General features: G+C 73.3%; 12 protein-coding genes and 1 pseudogene. 5 read left to right on the top strand and 8 right to left on the bottom strand.

What is annotated here, in order from left to right:
• Positions 1–202: 202 nt before the first annotated feature.
• From tkt to pgl, 5 genes and pseudogenes are all read left to right on the top strand, one after another.
• Positions 203–2,499, top strand: a pseudogene (gene tkt, locus ACQ95T_RS11475) (transketolase).
• Positions 2,496–3,686 (top strand): transaldolase, encoded by a 1,191-nt coding sequence (tal, locus tag ACQ95T_RS11480; protein WP_425943545.1) that lies wholly within the window; start codon positions 2,496–2,498, stop codon positions 3,684–3,686. Before tkt ends, tal begins: the two are co-directional and overlap by 4 nt.
• A complete protein-coding gene (locus ACQ95T_RS11485; protein ID WP_425943547.1) occupies positions 3,683–5,359 on the top strand; it encodes a glucose-6-phosphate isomerase in 1,677 nt (558 codons plus the stop codon). Before tal ends, ACQ95T_RS11485 begins: the two co-directional genes overlap by 4 nt.
• Entirely contained in the window at positions 5,359–6,909 is a 1,551-nt protein-coding gene (zwf, locus tag ACQ95T_RS11490; protein WP_425943549.1) for a glucose-6-phosphate dehydrogenase, read from the top strand. Before ACQ95T_RS11485 ends, zwf begins: the two co-directional genes overlap by 1 nt.
• A complete protein-coding gene (pgl, locus tag ACQ95T_RS11495; RefSeq protein WP_425943551.1) occupies positions 6,906–8,762 on the top strand; it encodes a 6-phosphogluconolactonase in 1,857 nt (618 codons plus the stop codon). The genes zwf and pgl overlap by 4 nt, the downstream gene beginning before the upstream one ends.
• Before the next feature lie 186 nt (positions 8,763–8,948).
• Here the strand turns inward: pgl and ACQ95T_RS11500 are convergent, their stop codons facing one another.
• The 8 genes from ACQ95T_RS11500 to rapZ form a co-directional block, all read right to left on the bottom strand.
• Positions 8,949–9,305: an RNA polymerase-binding protein RbpA gene (locus tag ACQ95T_RS11500; protein ID WP_425943553.1), complete on the bottom strand. Its 357-nt coding sequence runs from the start codon at positions 9,303–9,305 to the stop codon at positions 8,949–8,951.
• Between the two features lie 132 nt (positions 9,306–9,437).
• Positions 9,438–9,680 (bottom strand): preprotein translocase subunit SecG, encoded by a 243-nt coding sequence (gene secG, locus ACQ95T_RS11505; protein ID WP_425943730.1) that lies wholly within the window; start codon positions 9,678–9,680, stop codon positions 9,438–9,440.
• 123 nt (positions 9,681–9,803) lie between these two features.
• A complete protein-coding gene (gene tpiA, locus ACQ95T_RS11510; protein ID WP_425943555.1) occupies positions 9,804–10,601 on the bottom strand; it encodes a triose-phosphate isomerase in 798 nt (265 codons plus the stop codon).
• Entirely contained in the window at positions 10,598–11,812 is a 1,215-nt protein-coding gene (locus tag ACQ95T_RS11515) for a phosphoglycerate kinase (RefSeq protein ID WP_425943557.1), read from the bottom strand. Before ACQ95T_RS11515 ends, tpiA begins: the two co-directional genes overlap by 4 nt.
• A 5-nt stretch (positions 11,813–11,817) precedes the next feature.
• Positions 11,818–12,822 carry a type I glyceraldehyde-3-phosphate dehydrogenase gene (gap, locus tag ACQ95T_RS11520; RefSeq protein WP_425943559.1) on the bottom strand — a complete coding sequence of 335 codons (1,005 nt, stop codon included), beginning with the start codon at positions 12,820–12,822 and terminating at the stop codon, positions 11,818–11,820.
• A gap of 314 nt (positions 12,823–13,136) precedes the next feature.
• The gene (gene whiA, locus ACQ95T_RS11525; protein WP_425943561.1) at positions 13,137–14,117 is read right to left on the bottom strand and encodes a DNA-binding protein WhiA; all 981 of its coding nucleotides are present in this window, start codon (positions 14,115–14,117) and stop codon (positions 13,137–13,139) included.
• A 79-nt stretch (positions 14,118–14,196) separates the two neighbouring features.
• Positions 14,197–15,141, bottom strand: coding sequence for a gluconeogenesis factor YvcK family protein (locus ACQ95T_RS11530; protein WP_425943563.1), 945 nt, complete (start codon positions 15,139–15,141; stop codon positions 14,197–14,199).
• 11 nt (positions 15,142–15,152) lie between these two features.
• Positions 15,153–15,989, bottom strand: a complete 837-nt coding sequence (gene rapZ / locus ACQ95T_RS11535; RefSeq protein ID WP_431473826.1) for an RNase adapter RapZ — start codon at positions 15,987–15,989, stop codon at positions 15,153–15,155.
• Between the last annotated feature and the right edge of the window lie 88 nt (positions 15,990–16,077).

Consider the following 16,077-nt stretch of genomic DNA (forward strand, 5'->3'; position numbering starts at 1 on the left):
CCCACGGGACGCTGACGTCCTTCGATGGTACCCGGGGCCGTGCCCGGCCCGGCACCCACGACCCCCCGGTGGGCCTCCCGGGGCCGCCCCGGCAAGAGTCGGCAACGGGCGCGCGTCCAGGGGTGAGCGGCTAAGGTCGGGGTATGCCGTGCCGGCCCCGGGCCGGCGGCCGCACCGACCGTCCAGAACCCGAGGAGAACACGTGAGCCAGACCGAGCCGACCCTCACCGCCGGCCGCGACGCGAGCCTGACCCGGCCGATCGCCGACGAGGTGGGCTGGAGCGACACGGACGTCCGGGCGGTGGACACGGTCCGCGTCCTGGCGGCCGACGCCGTTCAGCACGCGGGGCACGGCCACCCGGGGACGGCCATGAGCCTGGCTCCCCTGGCCTACCTGCTCTACCAGAACGTCATGGTCCACGACCCCTCCGACCCCCACTGGCTGGGCCGGGACCGGTTCGTCCTGTCCGCCGGGCACTCCAGCCTCACCCAGTACATCCAGCTCTACCTCTCCGGCTACGGCCTGGAGCTCGACGACCTCAAGGCGCTGCGGACCTGGGGCAGCGCGACCCCCGGGCACCCGGAGGTGCACCACACGACCGGCGTGGAGATCACGACCGGGCCCCTGGGCTCGGGCCTGGCCTCGGCGGTCGGCATGGCGATGGCGCAGCGCCGGCAGCGGGGCATGCTCGACCCCGACGCCGCCCCCGGGGAGTCCCCCTTCGACCACCACGTGTGGGTCGTGGCCTCCGACGGCGACCTGATGGAGGGCGTCTCCTCGGAGGCCTCCTCCCTCGCGGGTCACCAGGAGCTGTCCAACCTCACCCTGGTCTACGACCAGAACTTCATCTCCATCGAGGACGACACCGACATCTCCTTCAGCGAGGACGTCGCCAAGCGCTACGAGGCCTACGGCTGGCACGTGGAGACCATCGACTGGCGCGGACGCGCCGGCGACAGCGGAGACGCCGTCGAGGAGCAGGCCGGGGAGGAGGGCCCCTACACCGAGGACGTCGACGCCCTGTTCGCCGCCCTGCAGGCCTCCCGCGAGCGCACCGACCGCCCGACCCTGGTCATCCTGCGCACGATCATCGCCTGGCCCGCGCCCACCGCCGGGACACCGGTGCCTCGCACGGCTCGGCGCTCGGGGAGGACGAGGTCGCGGCCACCAAGAAGCTGCTCGGCTTCGACCCGGAGGCCGCCTTCCCGGTCGAGGACGAGGTGGTCGAGCACGCCCGCAGGGTCGTCGAGCGTGGCCAGGAGGCGCACTCCCGGTGGCAGGAGCGGTACGACGCCTGGCGCGAGGCAGCCCCGGACAGCGCCCGGCTGCTGGACCGCCTCCAGGCCAAGGAGCTGCCGGAGGGCCTGGAGGACGCGCTGCCCACCTTCGAGGCCGACGAGAAGGGGATCGCGACCCGCAAGGCGTCGGGCCAGGTGCTGACCGCCCTCGCGCCGGTCATGCCCGAGCTGTGGGGCGGATCCGCCGACCTCGCGGGCTCGAACAACACGACGATGGAGGGCGAGCCGAGCTTCGTGCCGGACTCCAAGGCGACCGAGGCCTTCCCCGGCCACCGCTACGGCCGCACGCTGCACTTCGGCATCCGTGAGCACGGCATGGGCATGATCCTCAACGGGATCGCCCTGGAGGGCCTGACCCGCCCCTACGGCGGCACCTTCCTGATCTTCTCGGACTACATGCGCCCGGCCGTCCGGCTCGCCGCCCTCCAGCAGCTGCCGGTCGTCTACGTCTGGACGCACGACAGCATCGGGCTCGGCGAGGACGGCCCCACCCACCAGCCGGTGGAGCACCTGGCCGCCCTGCGCGCGATCCCCGGCCTGGACGTGGTCCGGCCGGCGGACGCGAACGAGACGGCGGTGGCCTGGCGCACGATCCTGGAGACCGTCGACCACCCCTCCGCGATGGCCCTGACCCGGCAGAACGTCCCGACGTTCGACCGGTCCGTGCTCGCCTCCGCCGACGGCGTGGCCCGGGGCGGCTACGTCCTGGCCGAGGCCGACGGCGGCGACCCGCGGGTGGTCCTCATCGGGACCGGATCCGAGGTCCAGCTGGCGCTGGGCGCCCGCGACCAGCTGCAGGCCGACGGGGTGCCCACGCGGGTGGTCTCGATGCCCTGCCGCGAGTGGTTCGACGAGCAGGACCGGACCTACCGGGAGGAGGTGCTGCCGCCCGCGGTGCGCGCCCGGGTATCGGTCGAGGCGGGCGTGGCCCAGGGCTGGCGAGAGCTGGTCGGGGACGCGGGCCGGATCGTCAGCCTGGAGCACTTCGGTGCCTCCGCCGACTTCGAGACCCTCTACCGCGAGTTCGGCCTCACCGCAGACGCGGTCGCCGAGGCCGCCCGGGAGTCGCTCGCCGCGGCCAGCGGCGACGCCCCCTCCGCCCCCGGCACCTCCGACCCCCAGGAGCCCGGGGACGACCAGAGCACCCTGGGGGACGCCGGCGACGGCGGAACCCGGTCCACCGACGAGACCCAGAAGTGAGCGAGGACACCATGAGCCACCACGACGACGGCAAGCCCACCCAGGCCCCCGAGGAGGGCGCCACCTCCGACCAGGGCCAGTCCCGCACGATCCTGCACGAGCTCGCCGACGCCGGCGTGTCCGTCTGGCTGGACGACCTGAACCGCCCGATGATCGCCGACGGCGACCTGCAGGGCTACGTCGACCGAGGCGTGCTGGGCGTGACCACCAACCCGACGATCTTCGCCAGCGCCCTGGCCGAGGGCGAGTCCTACAGCGACCAGATGGCCGAGCTGTCCGGGTCCTCGGTGGACGAGGCGGTCTTCGCGCTGACCACCCAGGACGTGCGCGACGCCTGCGACGTCCTCGCCCCCGTCCACGAGCAGACCGGTGGTCTCGACGGCCGGGTGTCCATCGAGGTCGACCCCCGGCTGGCCAAGGACACGGCGCGCACCGTGGAGGTGGCCCGGCGGCTGTGGTCCGAGATCGACCGCCCCAACCTGCTGATCAAGATCCCGGCGACCGTCGAGGGCCTGCCGGCGATCAGCCAGACCCTCGCCGAGGGCATCAGCGTCAACGTCACCCTGATCTTCAGCCTCGACCGCTACCGGGGCGTGATGAGCGCCTATCTCACCGGTCTTGAGCAGGCCCGGGAGCGGGGCCACGACCTGGCCCCCATCCACTCCGTCGCCTCCTTCTTCGTCTCCCGGGTGGACGGCGAGATCGACGGGCGGCTGGACAAGATCGGCACCGAGGATGCGCTCGCCCTGCGCGGCAAGGCCGGTCTGGCCAACGCCCGCCTGGCCTACCAGGCCTTCGAGGAGGTCTTCTCCACCCCCCGCTGGCAGAACCTGGCCGACGACGGCGCCAACGTCCAGCGCCCGCTCTGGGCCTCCACCGGCGTGAAGAACCCCGACTACCCCGACACCATGTACGTCACCGGGCTGGTCGCGCCCCACACGGTCAACACGATGCCCGCCAAGACGCTGGAGGCCACGGTCGACCACGGCCGGCTGACCGGTGACACCGTCACCGGTACCTACGAGGAGGCGCAGAAGGTCCTCGACGACCTCGCCCGGGTGGGTGTGGACTACACCGACGTGGTGGAGCAGCTCGAGACCGAGGGGGTGGACAAGTTCGAGGCCTCCTGGAAGGAGCTGCTGGAGACCGTGGCCTCCGAGCTGGACAAGGCGAAGGGACGGGCATGAGCGCACTGACCGTCGAGGCGCTCGGGGCCGCCGCCGACGCGGTCGAGCGTCACCTGGCCGCCCTGGTGGAGGAGCGCTTCGCCTCCCGCCTGTTCGACCAGGACCCCACGCTGTGGGGGCCGGAGGCGGAGGAGGAGGCCTCGGTCCGGTTGTCCTGGGTCGGTCTCCCCCGCTCCTCCCGTCCCCTGGTGGGCGAGGTCGAGGCGCTGCGCGAGCAGCTGCGGGAGCAGGGGGTGGACCGGGTCGTGCTGTGCGGCATGGGCGGCTCGTCGCTGGCCCCCGAGGTCATCTGCGCCACCGCCGGCGTGCCCCTCGTGACGCTGGACAGCTCGGACCCGGACATGGTCCGCTCGGCCGTCACCACCGACCTGGGGCGCACGGCGGTCGTCGTCAGCTCCAAGTCGGGCTCGACCCTGGAGACCGACTCCCAGCGCCGGGCCTTCGTGCAGGCGTTCACCGACGCGGGGATCGACCCGACCGACCGGATCGTGGTGGTGACCGACCCGGGCAGCCCGCTGGACGAGCGCTCCCGCGCCGACGGGTACCGGGTCGTCAACGCCGACCCCGACGTGGGGGGGCGCTACTCCGCCCTCACCGCCTTCGGCCTGGTCCCCTCCGGCCTGGCCGGGGTCGACGTCGGGCAGCTGCTCGACGAGGCCGAGGAGGTCGCCGACCTGCTCGCCGACGACGACCTGGGCAACCCGGGCCTGCGCCTGGGCGCCGCGATGGGCGGCACCGAGCCCCTGCGCGACAAGCTCCTGTTCGCGGAGGCCGGGTCCGGCATCGTCGGGCTCGCCGACTGGGCCGAGCAGCTGATCGCCGAGTCCACCGGCAAGGAGGGCACCGGCGTCCTCCCGGTCGTCACGCCCTCCGGGCGGCCTCCGGCCCAGGGGCTGCGGGAGACCGCCGACTGCACGGTGGTCGCCCTCGTCGCAGCCGACGAGGTCGAGCTCGATCTCGGCGCCGACGAGGAGGACGAGGACAGCGCACCCGAGGAGGGCGCCGGCGTCAGCACCGGCTCGCGGATCGCCGTCGGCGGTTCGTTGGGGGCCCAGCTGCTCCTGTGGGAGGTGGCCACCGCGGTGGCCGGCCGTCTGCTCGGCATCAACCCCTTCGACCAGCCCGACGTGGAGAGCGCCAAGGACGCCGCCCGCCAGATCATGGCCGACGGTGGCGGGGCACGGGTCGAGCCGGACCTGACCGACGGCGCTGTCGAGGTCCGGGCCGCCGGGCCCGGCTGGCTGCCCGCCGGGACCGACTCCCTCCAGGGCGCCGTCTCCGCGCTGCTCGACCAGCTCGACCCCAGCGAGGGCTATCTCGCGGTGATGGTCTACCTGGACCGCCTCGAGCACGCCGGGTTCGCGCAGGTCCAGGCGGACCTCGTCGACCGGACCGGACGCCCCGTCACCTTCGGCTGGGGTCCCCGGTTCCTGCACTCCACCGGCCAGTACCACAAGGGAGGCCCCGCCCAGGGCGTCTACCTCCAGGTCACCGGTGAGCCGCAGGAGGACCTCACCGTCGCCGGCCAGGACTTCACCTTCGGGGAGTTCATCGCCGCCCAGGCCGCCGGTGACGCCGCGGTGCTGGCCGACCACGGGCGGCCGGTGCTCCGGCTGCACCTGACCGACCAGGCGCAGGGGCTGGAGCAGCTGCGTCGCATCCTGGCCGGCTGATGCCCGACGCCCCGGCCCCGGTGACACCGGAGCACAACCCGCTGCGTCACCCCGACGACAAGCGGCTGCCCCGCATCGCCGGACCCTGCAGCATGGTCATGTTCGGCGTCACCGGCGACCTGGCCCGCACCAAGCTCATGCCGGCGATCTACGACCTGGCCAACCGCGGCCTGCTGCCGCCGGGGTTCTCCCTCGTGGGGTTCGCCCGACGGGAGTGGGCCGACCAGGACTTCGCCAAGGTCGTGCACGACTCCGTGCGGGCGCACGCCCGCACGGAGTTCCGCGAGGAGGTGTGGCGCTCCCTGGCCGAGGGGTTCCGGTTCGTGCCGGGCGCCTTCGACGACCCCGACGCCTTCGACCTGCTCGCCCGGACGGTGCGCGAGCTCGACCAGCGCCGCGGCACGGGGGGCAACCACGCCTTCTACCTGTCGATCCCCCCGGCCTGGTTCGCCCCGGTCTGCGAACGGCTGCAGGCCAGCGGCCTGTCGGACCCCCGCCCGGGCACCTGGCGGCGGGTGGTCATCGAGAAGCCCTTCGGCCACGACCTGCAGAGCGCCCAGGCCCTCAACGACATCGTCGAGGGCGTCTTCCCCCCCGACTCGGTCTTCCGCATCGACCACTACCTGGGCAAGGAGACGGTGCAGAACCTGCTGGCGCTGCGCTTCGCCAACCAGATGTTCGAGCCGGTCTGGAACAGCCACTACGTCGACCACGTGCAGATCACCATGGCCGAGGACATCGGCATCGGCGGCCGGGCCGGCTACTACGACGAGGTCGGTGCAGCGCGCGACGTCCTCCAGAACCACCTGCTGCAGCTGCTGGCGCTCACGGCGATGGAGCCGCCCATCGCCTTCACCGCCGACGCCGTGCGCGCGGAGAAGGAGAAGGTGCTCGCCTCCGTCCGCCTCCCGGACGACCTGGACGAGGCCACCGCCCGGGGCCGCTACGCCGAGGGCTGGCAGGGTGACGCGAAGGTCGGGGGCTACCTGGAGGAGGACGGGGTGGACCCCGGGTCCACGACCGAGACGTATGCCGCGCTCAAGCTCGGGGTGCACACGCGCCGGTGGGCGGGGGTCCCCTTCTACCTGCGGGCGGGCAAGCGCCTGGGCAAGCGGGTGACCGAGATCGCGGTCGTGCTCAAGCGGGCGCCCCACCTGCCCTTCACCGACACCGCGACCGAGGAGCTCGGTCAGAACGCCGTCGTCATCCGGGTGCAGCCCGACGAGGGCGTGACGATGCGGTTCGGTTCCAAGGTGCCGGGCAGCCAGATGGAGGTGCGGGACGTGACCATGGACTTCGGCTACGGCGCGTCGTTCACCGAGTCCAGCCCCGAGGCCTACGAACGGCTGATCCTGGACGTGCTCCTCGGGGAGCCGCCGCTCTTTCCGCGGCACGAGGAGGTCGAGCTCTCCTGGAAGATCCTGGACCCCATCATCGAGCACTGGGCGCGGTCCTCGTCCCCGCCCCCGGACTACCCGGCCGGGACCTGGGGACCGGGGTCGGCCGACGAGCTGATGAGCCGTGACGGGCGCACCTGGAGGCTGCCGTGATCCGTGACCTGCCGAGCACCTCCACCCGCGACGTCGTCAAGGAGCTGCTCCGGCTGCGCGACGGCGTCGGGGCGATGGCCATGGGCCGTGTCCTCACCCTCGTCGTCAGCGTCGAGGAGGACGGGGCCGACGAGGCGGTGCGGACCGCCAACGACGCCACCCGGCAGCACCCCGCCAGGATCATCGTGCTGGTGCGCGGCAACGCGCGGGGCCGTGGGCGGCTGGACGCCCAGATCCGCGTCGGCGGTGACGCCGGGGCCAGCGAGATCGTGGTCCTGCGTCTCTACGGTGAGCTGACGCGCCACGAGGACGCCGTGGTCACGCCGCTGCTGCTGCCCGACTCCCCCGTCGTGACCTGGTGGCCCGGCGACGCCCCCGCCGACGTCGCCGGCGACGACCTGGGCCGGATGGCACACCGCCGCATCACCGACGCCCTGGCCGCCGCCCGACCGCCCACCGAGCTGCGCCGACGCGCCCGGCACTACGCGGCGGGCGACACCGACCTGGCCTGGACCCGGATCACCCGCTGGCGGGCCCTGCTCGCCTCGTCCCTGGAGTCGGCACCGTTCGAGCCGGTCACCTCGGCCACGGTGACGGCCGAGGCGGCCCACCCCGGGGCCGACCTGCTCGCCGGGTGGCTCGCCCACGCGCTCCGGTGCCCGGTCCAGCGCGCCCGCAGCGCCGCCGGGACGGGCCTCGTCAGCGTGCGGCTCGACCGCGACGGCGGGCCCGTGGACCTGGTGCGCACCGACGACGGTGCGGACACCGCCACCCTGTCGAGGGAGGGCAGCCTCCCCCGCCTGGTGGCCCTGCACACCCCCGGCCCGGCCGAGGCGCTGGCCGACGAGCTGCGTCGGCTGGACGCCGACGAGGTCTACGCCGCGGCCCTGTGCGAGGGGCTGCCGCTCGTGCGCAGCGGGGGGTCCCGGACGGATGCGGTGCGCCGCGGCGCCGCTCCGAAGGGGCCGGCTCCGGTGGACACCGGCGACCGGACCTCCCTGGACAGCGACCGGCTGGACCGCCGACCCCCGGCACCGACCGGTGCGGAGGACCTGCAGGAGCACGTGGAGCAGCGGCTCGCCGAGGCGACCCGGGCAGACCTGCGCGTGCACGCCGACAAGGACGCCCTCGGGACGGCGGTGGCCCGCGAGCTCGCCCGCCGGGTGGAGGACGCGGTCGCCGAGCGCGGAACGGCCCACGTCGCCCTGACGGGCGGATCGATGGGCGGGGCCGTGGTCAGCGGCCTGGCGGACCTGGTCCGGGAGGGTGCGCTGGAACGAGCCTCCTGGCGCCAGGTGCACGTGTGGTGGGGCGACGAGCGGTTCCTCCCCGCGGGGGACCCCGACCGCAACGACACGCAGGCCGACGCAGCAGGGCTGGACCAGGTCCCGGTGCTCGTCAAGCACACCCACCGGGTGCCCGGAGGCGCCGATCCTGCCCGGCTGGAGTCGGCGGTCGCCCGGTACGCGGTCGAGCTGGCCCGGTGGGCCGACGCGCCCTCGCCGGTGCCCGAGCTCGACGTGGTGCTGCTCGGCGTGGGTCCGGACGCGCACGTCGCCTCCCTCTTCCCCGGACGCGACGAGCTGGACCTCGTCGAGCCGGCCACGACCGCCGTGCGGGACTCCCCCAAGCCGCCGCCGTCACGGGTCAGCCTGACGCTGCCGGCGATCAACGCCGCCCGTGCCGTCTGGCTCGTCGTCGCGGGGCCGGACAAGGCGGAGGCGGTCGCGGCCTCCCTGGACGCCACCGACGACCACGACCTGCCCGCGTCCTGCGTCCACGGTCGCCAGGAGACGGTCTGGTGGGTCGACGAGGCGGCCGCCGCCCAGGTCGAGGGGCAGACCCGGGGGTGACCGGGGGCTGCCCGGGCCCACCCCGACACGGTGCCGGACCGCGGGAGCGTCTTCGACGCTCAACCGCCACCGGCGCCCGGCTCAGCCACCGCGGCCGACGCCCCGCCCAGGACCCGTCGCGCCGGGTCCCCCTTCGGAAACCGCCACCGGGCCCGGCTCACACACCGTCGTCGCCGGGTCCCCGGCTCAGGTACCGCCGCCGACGCCCCGCTCCCGCATGGTGCGCAGCGCCTCCTCCAGCAGCGAGGCGCCGTCCTGGTCGCTACGCCGCTCCTTGACGTAGGCCAGGTGGGTCTTGTACGGCTCCGTGCGGGGAGCCTGGGGAGGGTTCTCGGGGTCGGTGCCGGCAGGCAGCCCGCAGCGGGGACAGTCCCAGGTCTCGGGCAGCTCGACCTCACCGTCACGGGCGAAGCTGGGGCGGGTCTCGTGCCCGCGCGCGCACCAGTAGCTGACGACCGTGCGGGGGGCGGAGTCGCCGCGCTCGCTCTCGCCCATCGGGCCGGAACCGACCCTGCTGCCGCGGATCGCGTTGTTACCGACCATGGGTGCCTCTCCTCGTGCCGTGCCGGACCGGGCCGACCGCACGGGAGCGGACGCGCGACCGACGTGGGACACGAGCGGCCCGGGGGTAGAGAGTAACCCGTGGGGTGGCGCGGGCACCAGAGGCGCGGCCGCTCAGCCGAAGCGGATGAGCAGCCCGATCGCCACGATGACCGCGGTCCAGACCACGGCGACCGCCACCGTGATGCGGTTGAGGTTGCGCTCCGCCACGGAGGAGCCGCCCAGGCTGCTGCTCATGCCTCCGCCGAACATGTCCGACATCCCGCCCCCGCGGCCCTTGTGCATGAGGATCAGCAGCACGAGGAACCCGCTGGTGATGACCAGCAGGCCGTTCAGGAACCAGCGCACGTACTCCACGCGGTGCACACCTCGACAGTCGTTTCGGGACGGATGACGGACGCCCGGAACCAGGGTCCCGGGCGTCCGACAGCCTAACCCAGCGGGTGGCCGGAGCACGAAGCGGCGCGGACGCCGCGGCGGTCAGACGGTGCCGACGTGCTCGCGGTAGCGGCAGATCGCGGAGAAGTCCTCCACGGACAAGGACGCCCCTCCCACGAGTGCCCCGTCCACGTCCTCCTGGGCCATGATCTCGGCCACGTTGCCCGGCTTCACCGACCCGCCGTAGAGCACCCGCAGGGAGGTCGAAACCTCCCCGCTGACCAGCTCGGCCACGGTGGAGCGCACGGCCGCGCAGACCTCCTGCGCATCGGCCGGGGTGGCCACCTCGCCGGTGCCGATGGCCCACACCGGCTCGTAGGCCACCACCACCCGGCCGACCTGGTCGGCGTCCAGCCCCTCCAGGGCGGCCCGCAGCTGGGACACCACGTGCGACACGTGCTCGCCCGCCTGGCGCACCTCGAGGGGCTCGCCCACGCACAGGATCGGGGTGAGCCCGTGCCGCAGCGCGGCCCGCACCTTGGATGCGACCAGCTCGTCGGACTCGGCGTGGTGCTCGCGGCGCTCGCTGTGCCCGACCACGGCGTACCCGCACCCGAGCTTGGCCAGGAACGCGCCGGAGATCTCGCCGGTGTAGGCACCGTCGTCGTGCTGGGACAGGTCCTGGCCGCCGTAGCCGAGCGCCAGCTTGTCGCCCTGCACCAGGGTCTGCACCGAGCGCAGGTCGGTGAACGGCGGCAGGACCACGACCTCGACGGCCGCGAAGTCGTGCTTGGCGTCCCGCAGCGTCCAGTCCAGCTTCTGCACGAGGTGCGTGGCCTGGAGGTGGTCCAGGTTCATCTTCCAGTTGCCCGCCATCAGCGGGGTCCTCGTCGTCGTCATCGGTCCTCCAGCACCGTCAGGCCGGGGAGCTCCTTGCCCTCCAGGTATTCCAGGCTCGCACCACCACCGGTGGAGATGTGGCCGAAGTCGGCGTCGGCGTGCCCGAAGTCGCGCACGGCCGCCGCGCTGTCACCACCGCCGACGACCGTCATGGCTCCCTCGCGGGTGCGTTCCACCAGCACCCTGGCCACGGCCCGGGTGCCCGAGGCGAAGGGCTCCATCTCGAAGGCACCCATCGGCCCGTTCCAGAAGATGGTCCGTGCGTCGGCCAGCTTCTCGGCGAAGAGCGCCTCGGACTCCGGTCCGATGTCCAGCCCCATCCGGTCGGCGGGGATGGCGTCGGCCGCCACGACCTCGTGCGCGGCGTCCGCCGAGAAGGCGTCCGCGACGACGATGTCCGTCGGCAGCACGATCTCCACGCCCTGCTGGGCGGCCGCCTCCAGGTAGCCCCTAACCGTGTCGACCTGGTCCTGCTCCAGCAGGCTGGTCCCCACCTCGTGGCCCTGGGCCTTGAGGAAGGTGAAGACCATGCCGCCCCCGACGAGGAGCCGGTCGGCGACGGTGATGAGGGACTCGATGACGCCCAGCTTGTCGCTGACCTTGGCCCCGCCCAGGATGACCGCGTACGGACGTCGGGGGTCCTCCCGCAGCTGGCGCATGATCGCCACCTCCGAGCGGACCAGACCGCCCGCGGCGTGCGGCAGGAGGCGGGCCACGTCGTAGACGGAGGCCTGGGCCCGGTGCACGACACCGAACCCGTCGGAGACGAACGCGTCCGCGAGGGAGGCCAGCTCCTGGGCGAACCCGGCACGGTCCTCGTCGGCCTTGGCGGTCTCCCCGGGGTTGAACCGGAGGTTCTCGAGCACGACGACGTCGCCGTCGGCCATCGCCTCGACGGCCGCGCGGGCCGTGGCCCCCACGGTCTCCTCGACGAAGGTCACCGGACGGCCGAGGAGCTCACCGAGCCGGTCGGCGACGGGACGGAGCGAGTACCTCGCCTCCGGGGTCCCCTTGGGCCGGCCCAGGTGGGCGGTGACCACGACGCGGGCGCCGGCGGAGGCCAGCTCCTCGATGGTGGGCACCGAGGCACGCACCCGGCCGTCGTCGGTGATCCGGTCACCGTCCAGCGGGACGTTGAGGTCGCTGCGCAGCAGCACGGTGCGTCCCGCCAGGCCGCCCAGCTCCTCGGTCAGGTCCGCGATCGAGCGCATGCCGCTCAGAGCTTCTCTCCGACCAGGAGGCTGAGGTCCACGAGGCGGTTGGAGTAGCCCCACTCGTTGTCGTACCAGCCGACGACCTTGACCTGGTCGCCGATGACCTTGGTGAGCCCGGAGTCGAAGATGCAGGAGGCGGGGTCGGTCTCGATGTCCTTGGAGACGATCGGGTCCTCGGTGTAGACGAGGATGCCCTTGAGCTCGCCCTCGGCCGCCTTCCTCATCGCGGCGTTGACCTCCTCGACGGTGACCTCCCGGCCGGCCTGGAAGGTCAGGTCGGTGGCCGACCCGGTCGGGACCGGGACGCGCAGGGCGTAGCCGTCGAACTTGCCCTTGAGCTCGGGCAGCACCAGCGCCACGGCCTGGGCCGCGCCGGTCTTGGTCGGCACGATGTTGAGGGCCGCGGCGCGGGCACGACGCAGGTCCTTGTGCGGGCCGTCCTGGAGGTTCTGGTCGGCGGTGTAGGCGTGGATGGTGGTCATCAGACCCTTGACGATGCCGAACTCGTCGTTGAGCACCTTGGCCATCGGCGCCAGGCAGTTCGTGGTGCAGGAGGCGTTGGAGATGATGTGGTGCGACGCGGGGTCGTAGTCCTTGTCGTTGACGCCCATCACCAGGGTGATGTCCTCGTTCTTGGCGGGCGCGGAGATGATGACCTTCTTGGCGCCGGCGTCGATGTGCGCCTGGGCCTTGGTGGCGTCGGTGAAGATGCCGGTGGACTCGATGACGATGTCTGCGCCGAGCTCGCCCCAGGGCAGCGCCGAGGGGTCCTTCTCGGCGAACGCCTTGACAGCCCTGCCGTCCACGGTGATCTCGGTCTCGGAGGAGGTCACGTCGCCGTCGAGACGGCCCAGGATGGAGTCGTACTTGAGCAGGTGGGCCAGCGTGGCGTTGTCGGTGAGGTCGTTGACCCCCACGATCTCGATGTCGGCGCCGGACGCCAGCACGGCCCGCATGAAGTTGCGGCCGATGCGGCCGAAACCGTTGATACCTACGCGAACGGTCATGAGTGAACCTTCCCTCGTGGGTGGGCGCGGCGCGCGGACGCGCGCCGCGACGAAGGACGCCGTCGTCCTGGTCCCAACCTATCGTCCCCCGGCGGGGCTGCCCAACGCAGGTGAGCCCCCGCCGGGACCACGCCCGGGACCACCCCCGGAGCCTTTCTCGGACCGCCCCCGGGACCACCCCCGGAGCCTTCCCCGGACCACCCACGGGGCCTTCCCCGGACCACCCCCCGGGCCTTCCCCGGACCTCGCCGGGACCTCCCTGTCGCAGCCTCGGCACGGCCACCCGGCTGCGCTTCGGCCCGTGGCAGGAGTCTTCAGTCGTCGAGCATGTCGGGGGTGATGTTGGCCTCGGTCCCCTCCACGCCCAGGTCCTCGGCCTGCTTGTCGGCCATCGCCAGGAGTCGCCGGATCCGGCCGGCCACGGCGTCCTTGGTCATCGGCGGGTCCGCCAGCTGACCCAGCTCCTCCAGGCTGGCCTGCTTGTGCTGCAGGCGGAGCTCGCCGGCGACCCTGAGGTGCTCGGGGACCTGGTCCCCCAGGATCTCCAGGGCGCGCTCCACCCGTGCACCGGCGGCCACCGCGGCGCGGGCCGACCGGCGCAGGTTGGCGTCGTCGAAGTTGGCCAGCCGGTTGGCGGTGGCCCGCACCTCCCGCCGCATCCGGCGCTCCTCCCACGCCAGCACGGCGTCGTGGGCGCCCAGCCGCGTGAGCATGGCGCCGATGGCGTCCCCGTCCCGGATCACCACCCGGTCCACGCCGCGGACCTCCCGCGCCTTGGCCTGGATGCCGAGCCGGCGGGCCGCGCCCACCAGTGCGAGTGCCGCCTCAGGCCCCGGACAGGTGACCTCCATCGCCGTCGAGCGGCCCGGCTCGGTGATCGAGCCGTGGGCCAGGAAGGCACCGCGCCAGGCCGCCTCCGCGTCGCAGACCGAGGCGCCGACCACGCGCGGGGGCAGACCGCGCACGGGGCGTCCGCGGTGGTCGATGAGGCCGGTCTGGCGGGCCAGGACCTCGCCCTCGGAGGTGGCGCGCACGACATACCGCGTGTGCTTGCGCAGTCCTCCAGGGCTCATGACGACCAGCTCGCTGCTGCTGCCGTAGACCTCGGCCATCGAGGCGCGCAGCCGGCGGGCGCTCTGGGCCGTGTCGAGCTCGGCCTCGATGACGATCCGGCCGCCCACGATGTGCAGCCCCCCGGCGAAGCGCAGCATGGTGGACACCTCCGCCTTGCGGCAGCACGTCCTGGTCACCGGCAGCCTGGCCAGCTCGTCCTTGACCTTGGCGGTCATCGCCACGCTCGTCCTCCTGGTAGGTCCTGGCACGGTCCGGGCAGGAACCCCACCTGCGACCGGCAGGGTACCCCGACACCCGGCCTCATGACAGGGTCGCCATGACGTCCCGGTAGGCCGCCGCCAGGCGCAGGGTGTCGTGGACCCCCGGCGTGCGCATCTTGCCCACGGTGGTCACCACGAGGTGGGCACCCAGCCGGGCGACCGCCTCCTGCAGGGCCGTCCGCTCCGCCACGGTGGACACCACCTGCGGGTCCGCGATCACGTGGTCGAAGCTCAACCCCGGGGCGTGCTTGAGGATCGCCCCGACGTGGTCGGCCACGGTGTAGCCGGCCGCCTCGTCGTCGGTGAGGCTGACGTTGAGGGTGAGCACCCGGGTGGCGGGGGTGTCGTGCAGCGCCTCCAGGAGGTCAGGGACCAGCAGGTGGGGCATGACCGAGGTGAACCAGGAACCCGGCCCCAGGACGACGACGTCGGCGAGCTTGATCGACTCCAGCGCCTCGGGACACGCGGGCGGCGCCTCGGGGACGAGCCTGATGGCGTCGACCCGGCCGGGGTGCTTGGCGATGCGGGACTGCCCGCGCACCGTGACGAGCACCTCGTGGCCGAGGTCGTCGGGGACGCCCATGGTCGCCTCGATGTCCAGCGGCAGCAGGGACATCGGCAGCACCCGGCCGCGGGTGTTGAGCAGCCGGCCGACGAGGTCCAGGCCGCGCACCTCCTGCTCGGGCACCAGGTCCCACAGCGCGGTGATGAGCAGGTTGCCGAGCGGGTGGCCGGCCAGCTCGCCGTGGCCGCCGAACCGGTGCTGCAGGACGGCGGACCACTGGTGCCCCCACTGGGTGTCCTCGCACAGCGCCGCGAGAGCCATCCGCAGGTCCCCGGGCGGCAGGATGTCGAACTGCTGGCGCAGCCGGCCGCTCGAGCCCCCGTCGTCGGCGACGGTGACCACGGCCGTGATCGCCTCGGTGGTGTGCCGCAGCGCCTGGAGGGAGGCGGACAGCCCGTGGCCGCCGCCGAGGGCCACCACCCTGGGGCTCCTCACTCCCGCCCCAGGTCGCGGTGGAACGTGGTCAGCTGCACCCCGCGTCCCTGCAGGTCTCCCAGCCGAAGGGCCAGGTCCTCGGAGACGGCGACCGAGCGGTGCTTGCCACCGGTGCACCCGACCGCCACGGTCACGTAGCGGCGCCCCTCGGCCAGGTATCCCTCCACGGCGGTGCGCAGCAGCTGCTCGGCGTGGTCGAGGTAGGTCCCGGCGAGCTCCTGGCCCAGGACGTAGGCACGGACCGGCGCGTCCTTGCCCGTGTAGGGGCGCAGCTCGGGGTCCCAGTAGGGGTTGGGCAGGAAGCGCAGGTCCAGGACCACGTCGGCGTCCAGGGGGATGCCGTACTTGAAGCCGAAGGACATGACCGCCAGGCGGAGCTGGAGCTGGTGGTCGGCGTTGATGAGCGAGTCGATCTTGGCAGTGAGCTGGTGGACGTTGTAGCTCGTGGTGTCGACGACGACGTCGGCGTTGGAGCGCAGGTCGGCCAGCATCCGGCGCTCCCGGCGGATACCGTCCAGCAGCAGACCCTCGCCCTGCAGCGGGTGCGGGCGCCGGACGGCGTCGAAGCGGCGCACGAGGGCCTCGTCGGACGCGTCGACGAAGACCACCCGGGGCCGCCAGCCGTCCTCGGCGAGCTGGTGCAGCGCGCGGGAGAGCTCGGTGGTGAAGTCGCGGCTGCGGACGTCCACGACGGCCGCGACCTTCTGCCGCTGGGGGTCGTCGGCGGTGGTCTGCATCAGGTGCTGGATCATCGGCGGCGGCAGGTTGTCGACGACGTACCAGCCCCGGTCCTCCAGCACGTCGGCGGCGGTGGACCGGCCGGCCCCCGACATGCCGGTGACGATGACGACGTCCTGCCGCCGTCCTGCCGCGGCCTCCCGGGTCCTCGTCCCCGTCGACGTCACCGCCGCCGTCGTCGGG

The organism is Ornithinimicrobium carbonis (assembly GCF_050703245.1).
Classification (GTDB): Bacteria; Actinomycetota; Actinomycetes; order Actinomycetales; family Dermatophilaceae; genus Ornithinicoccus.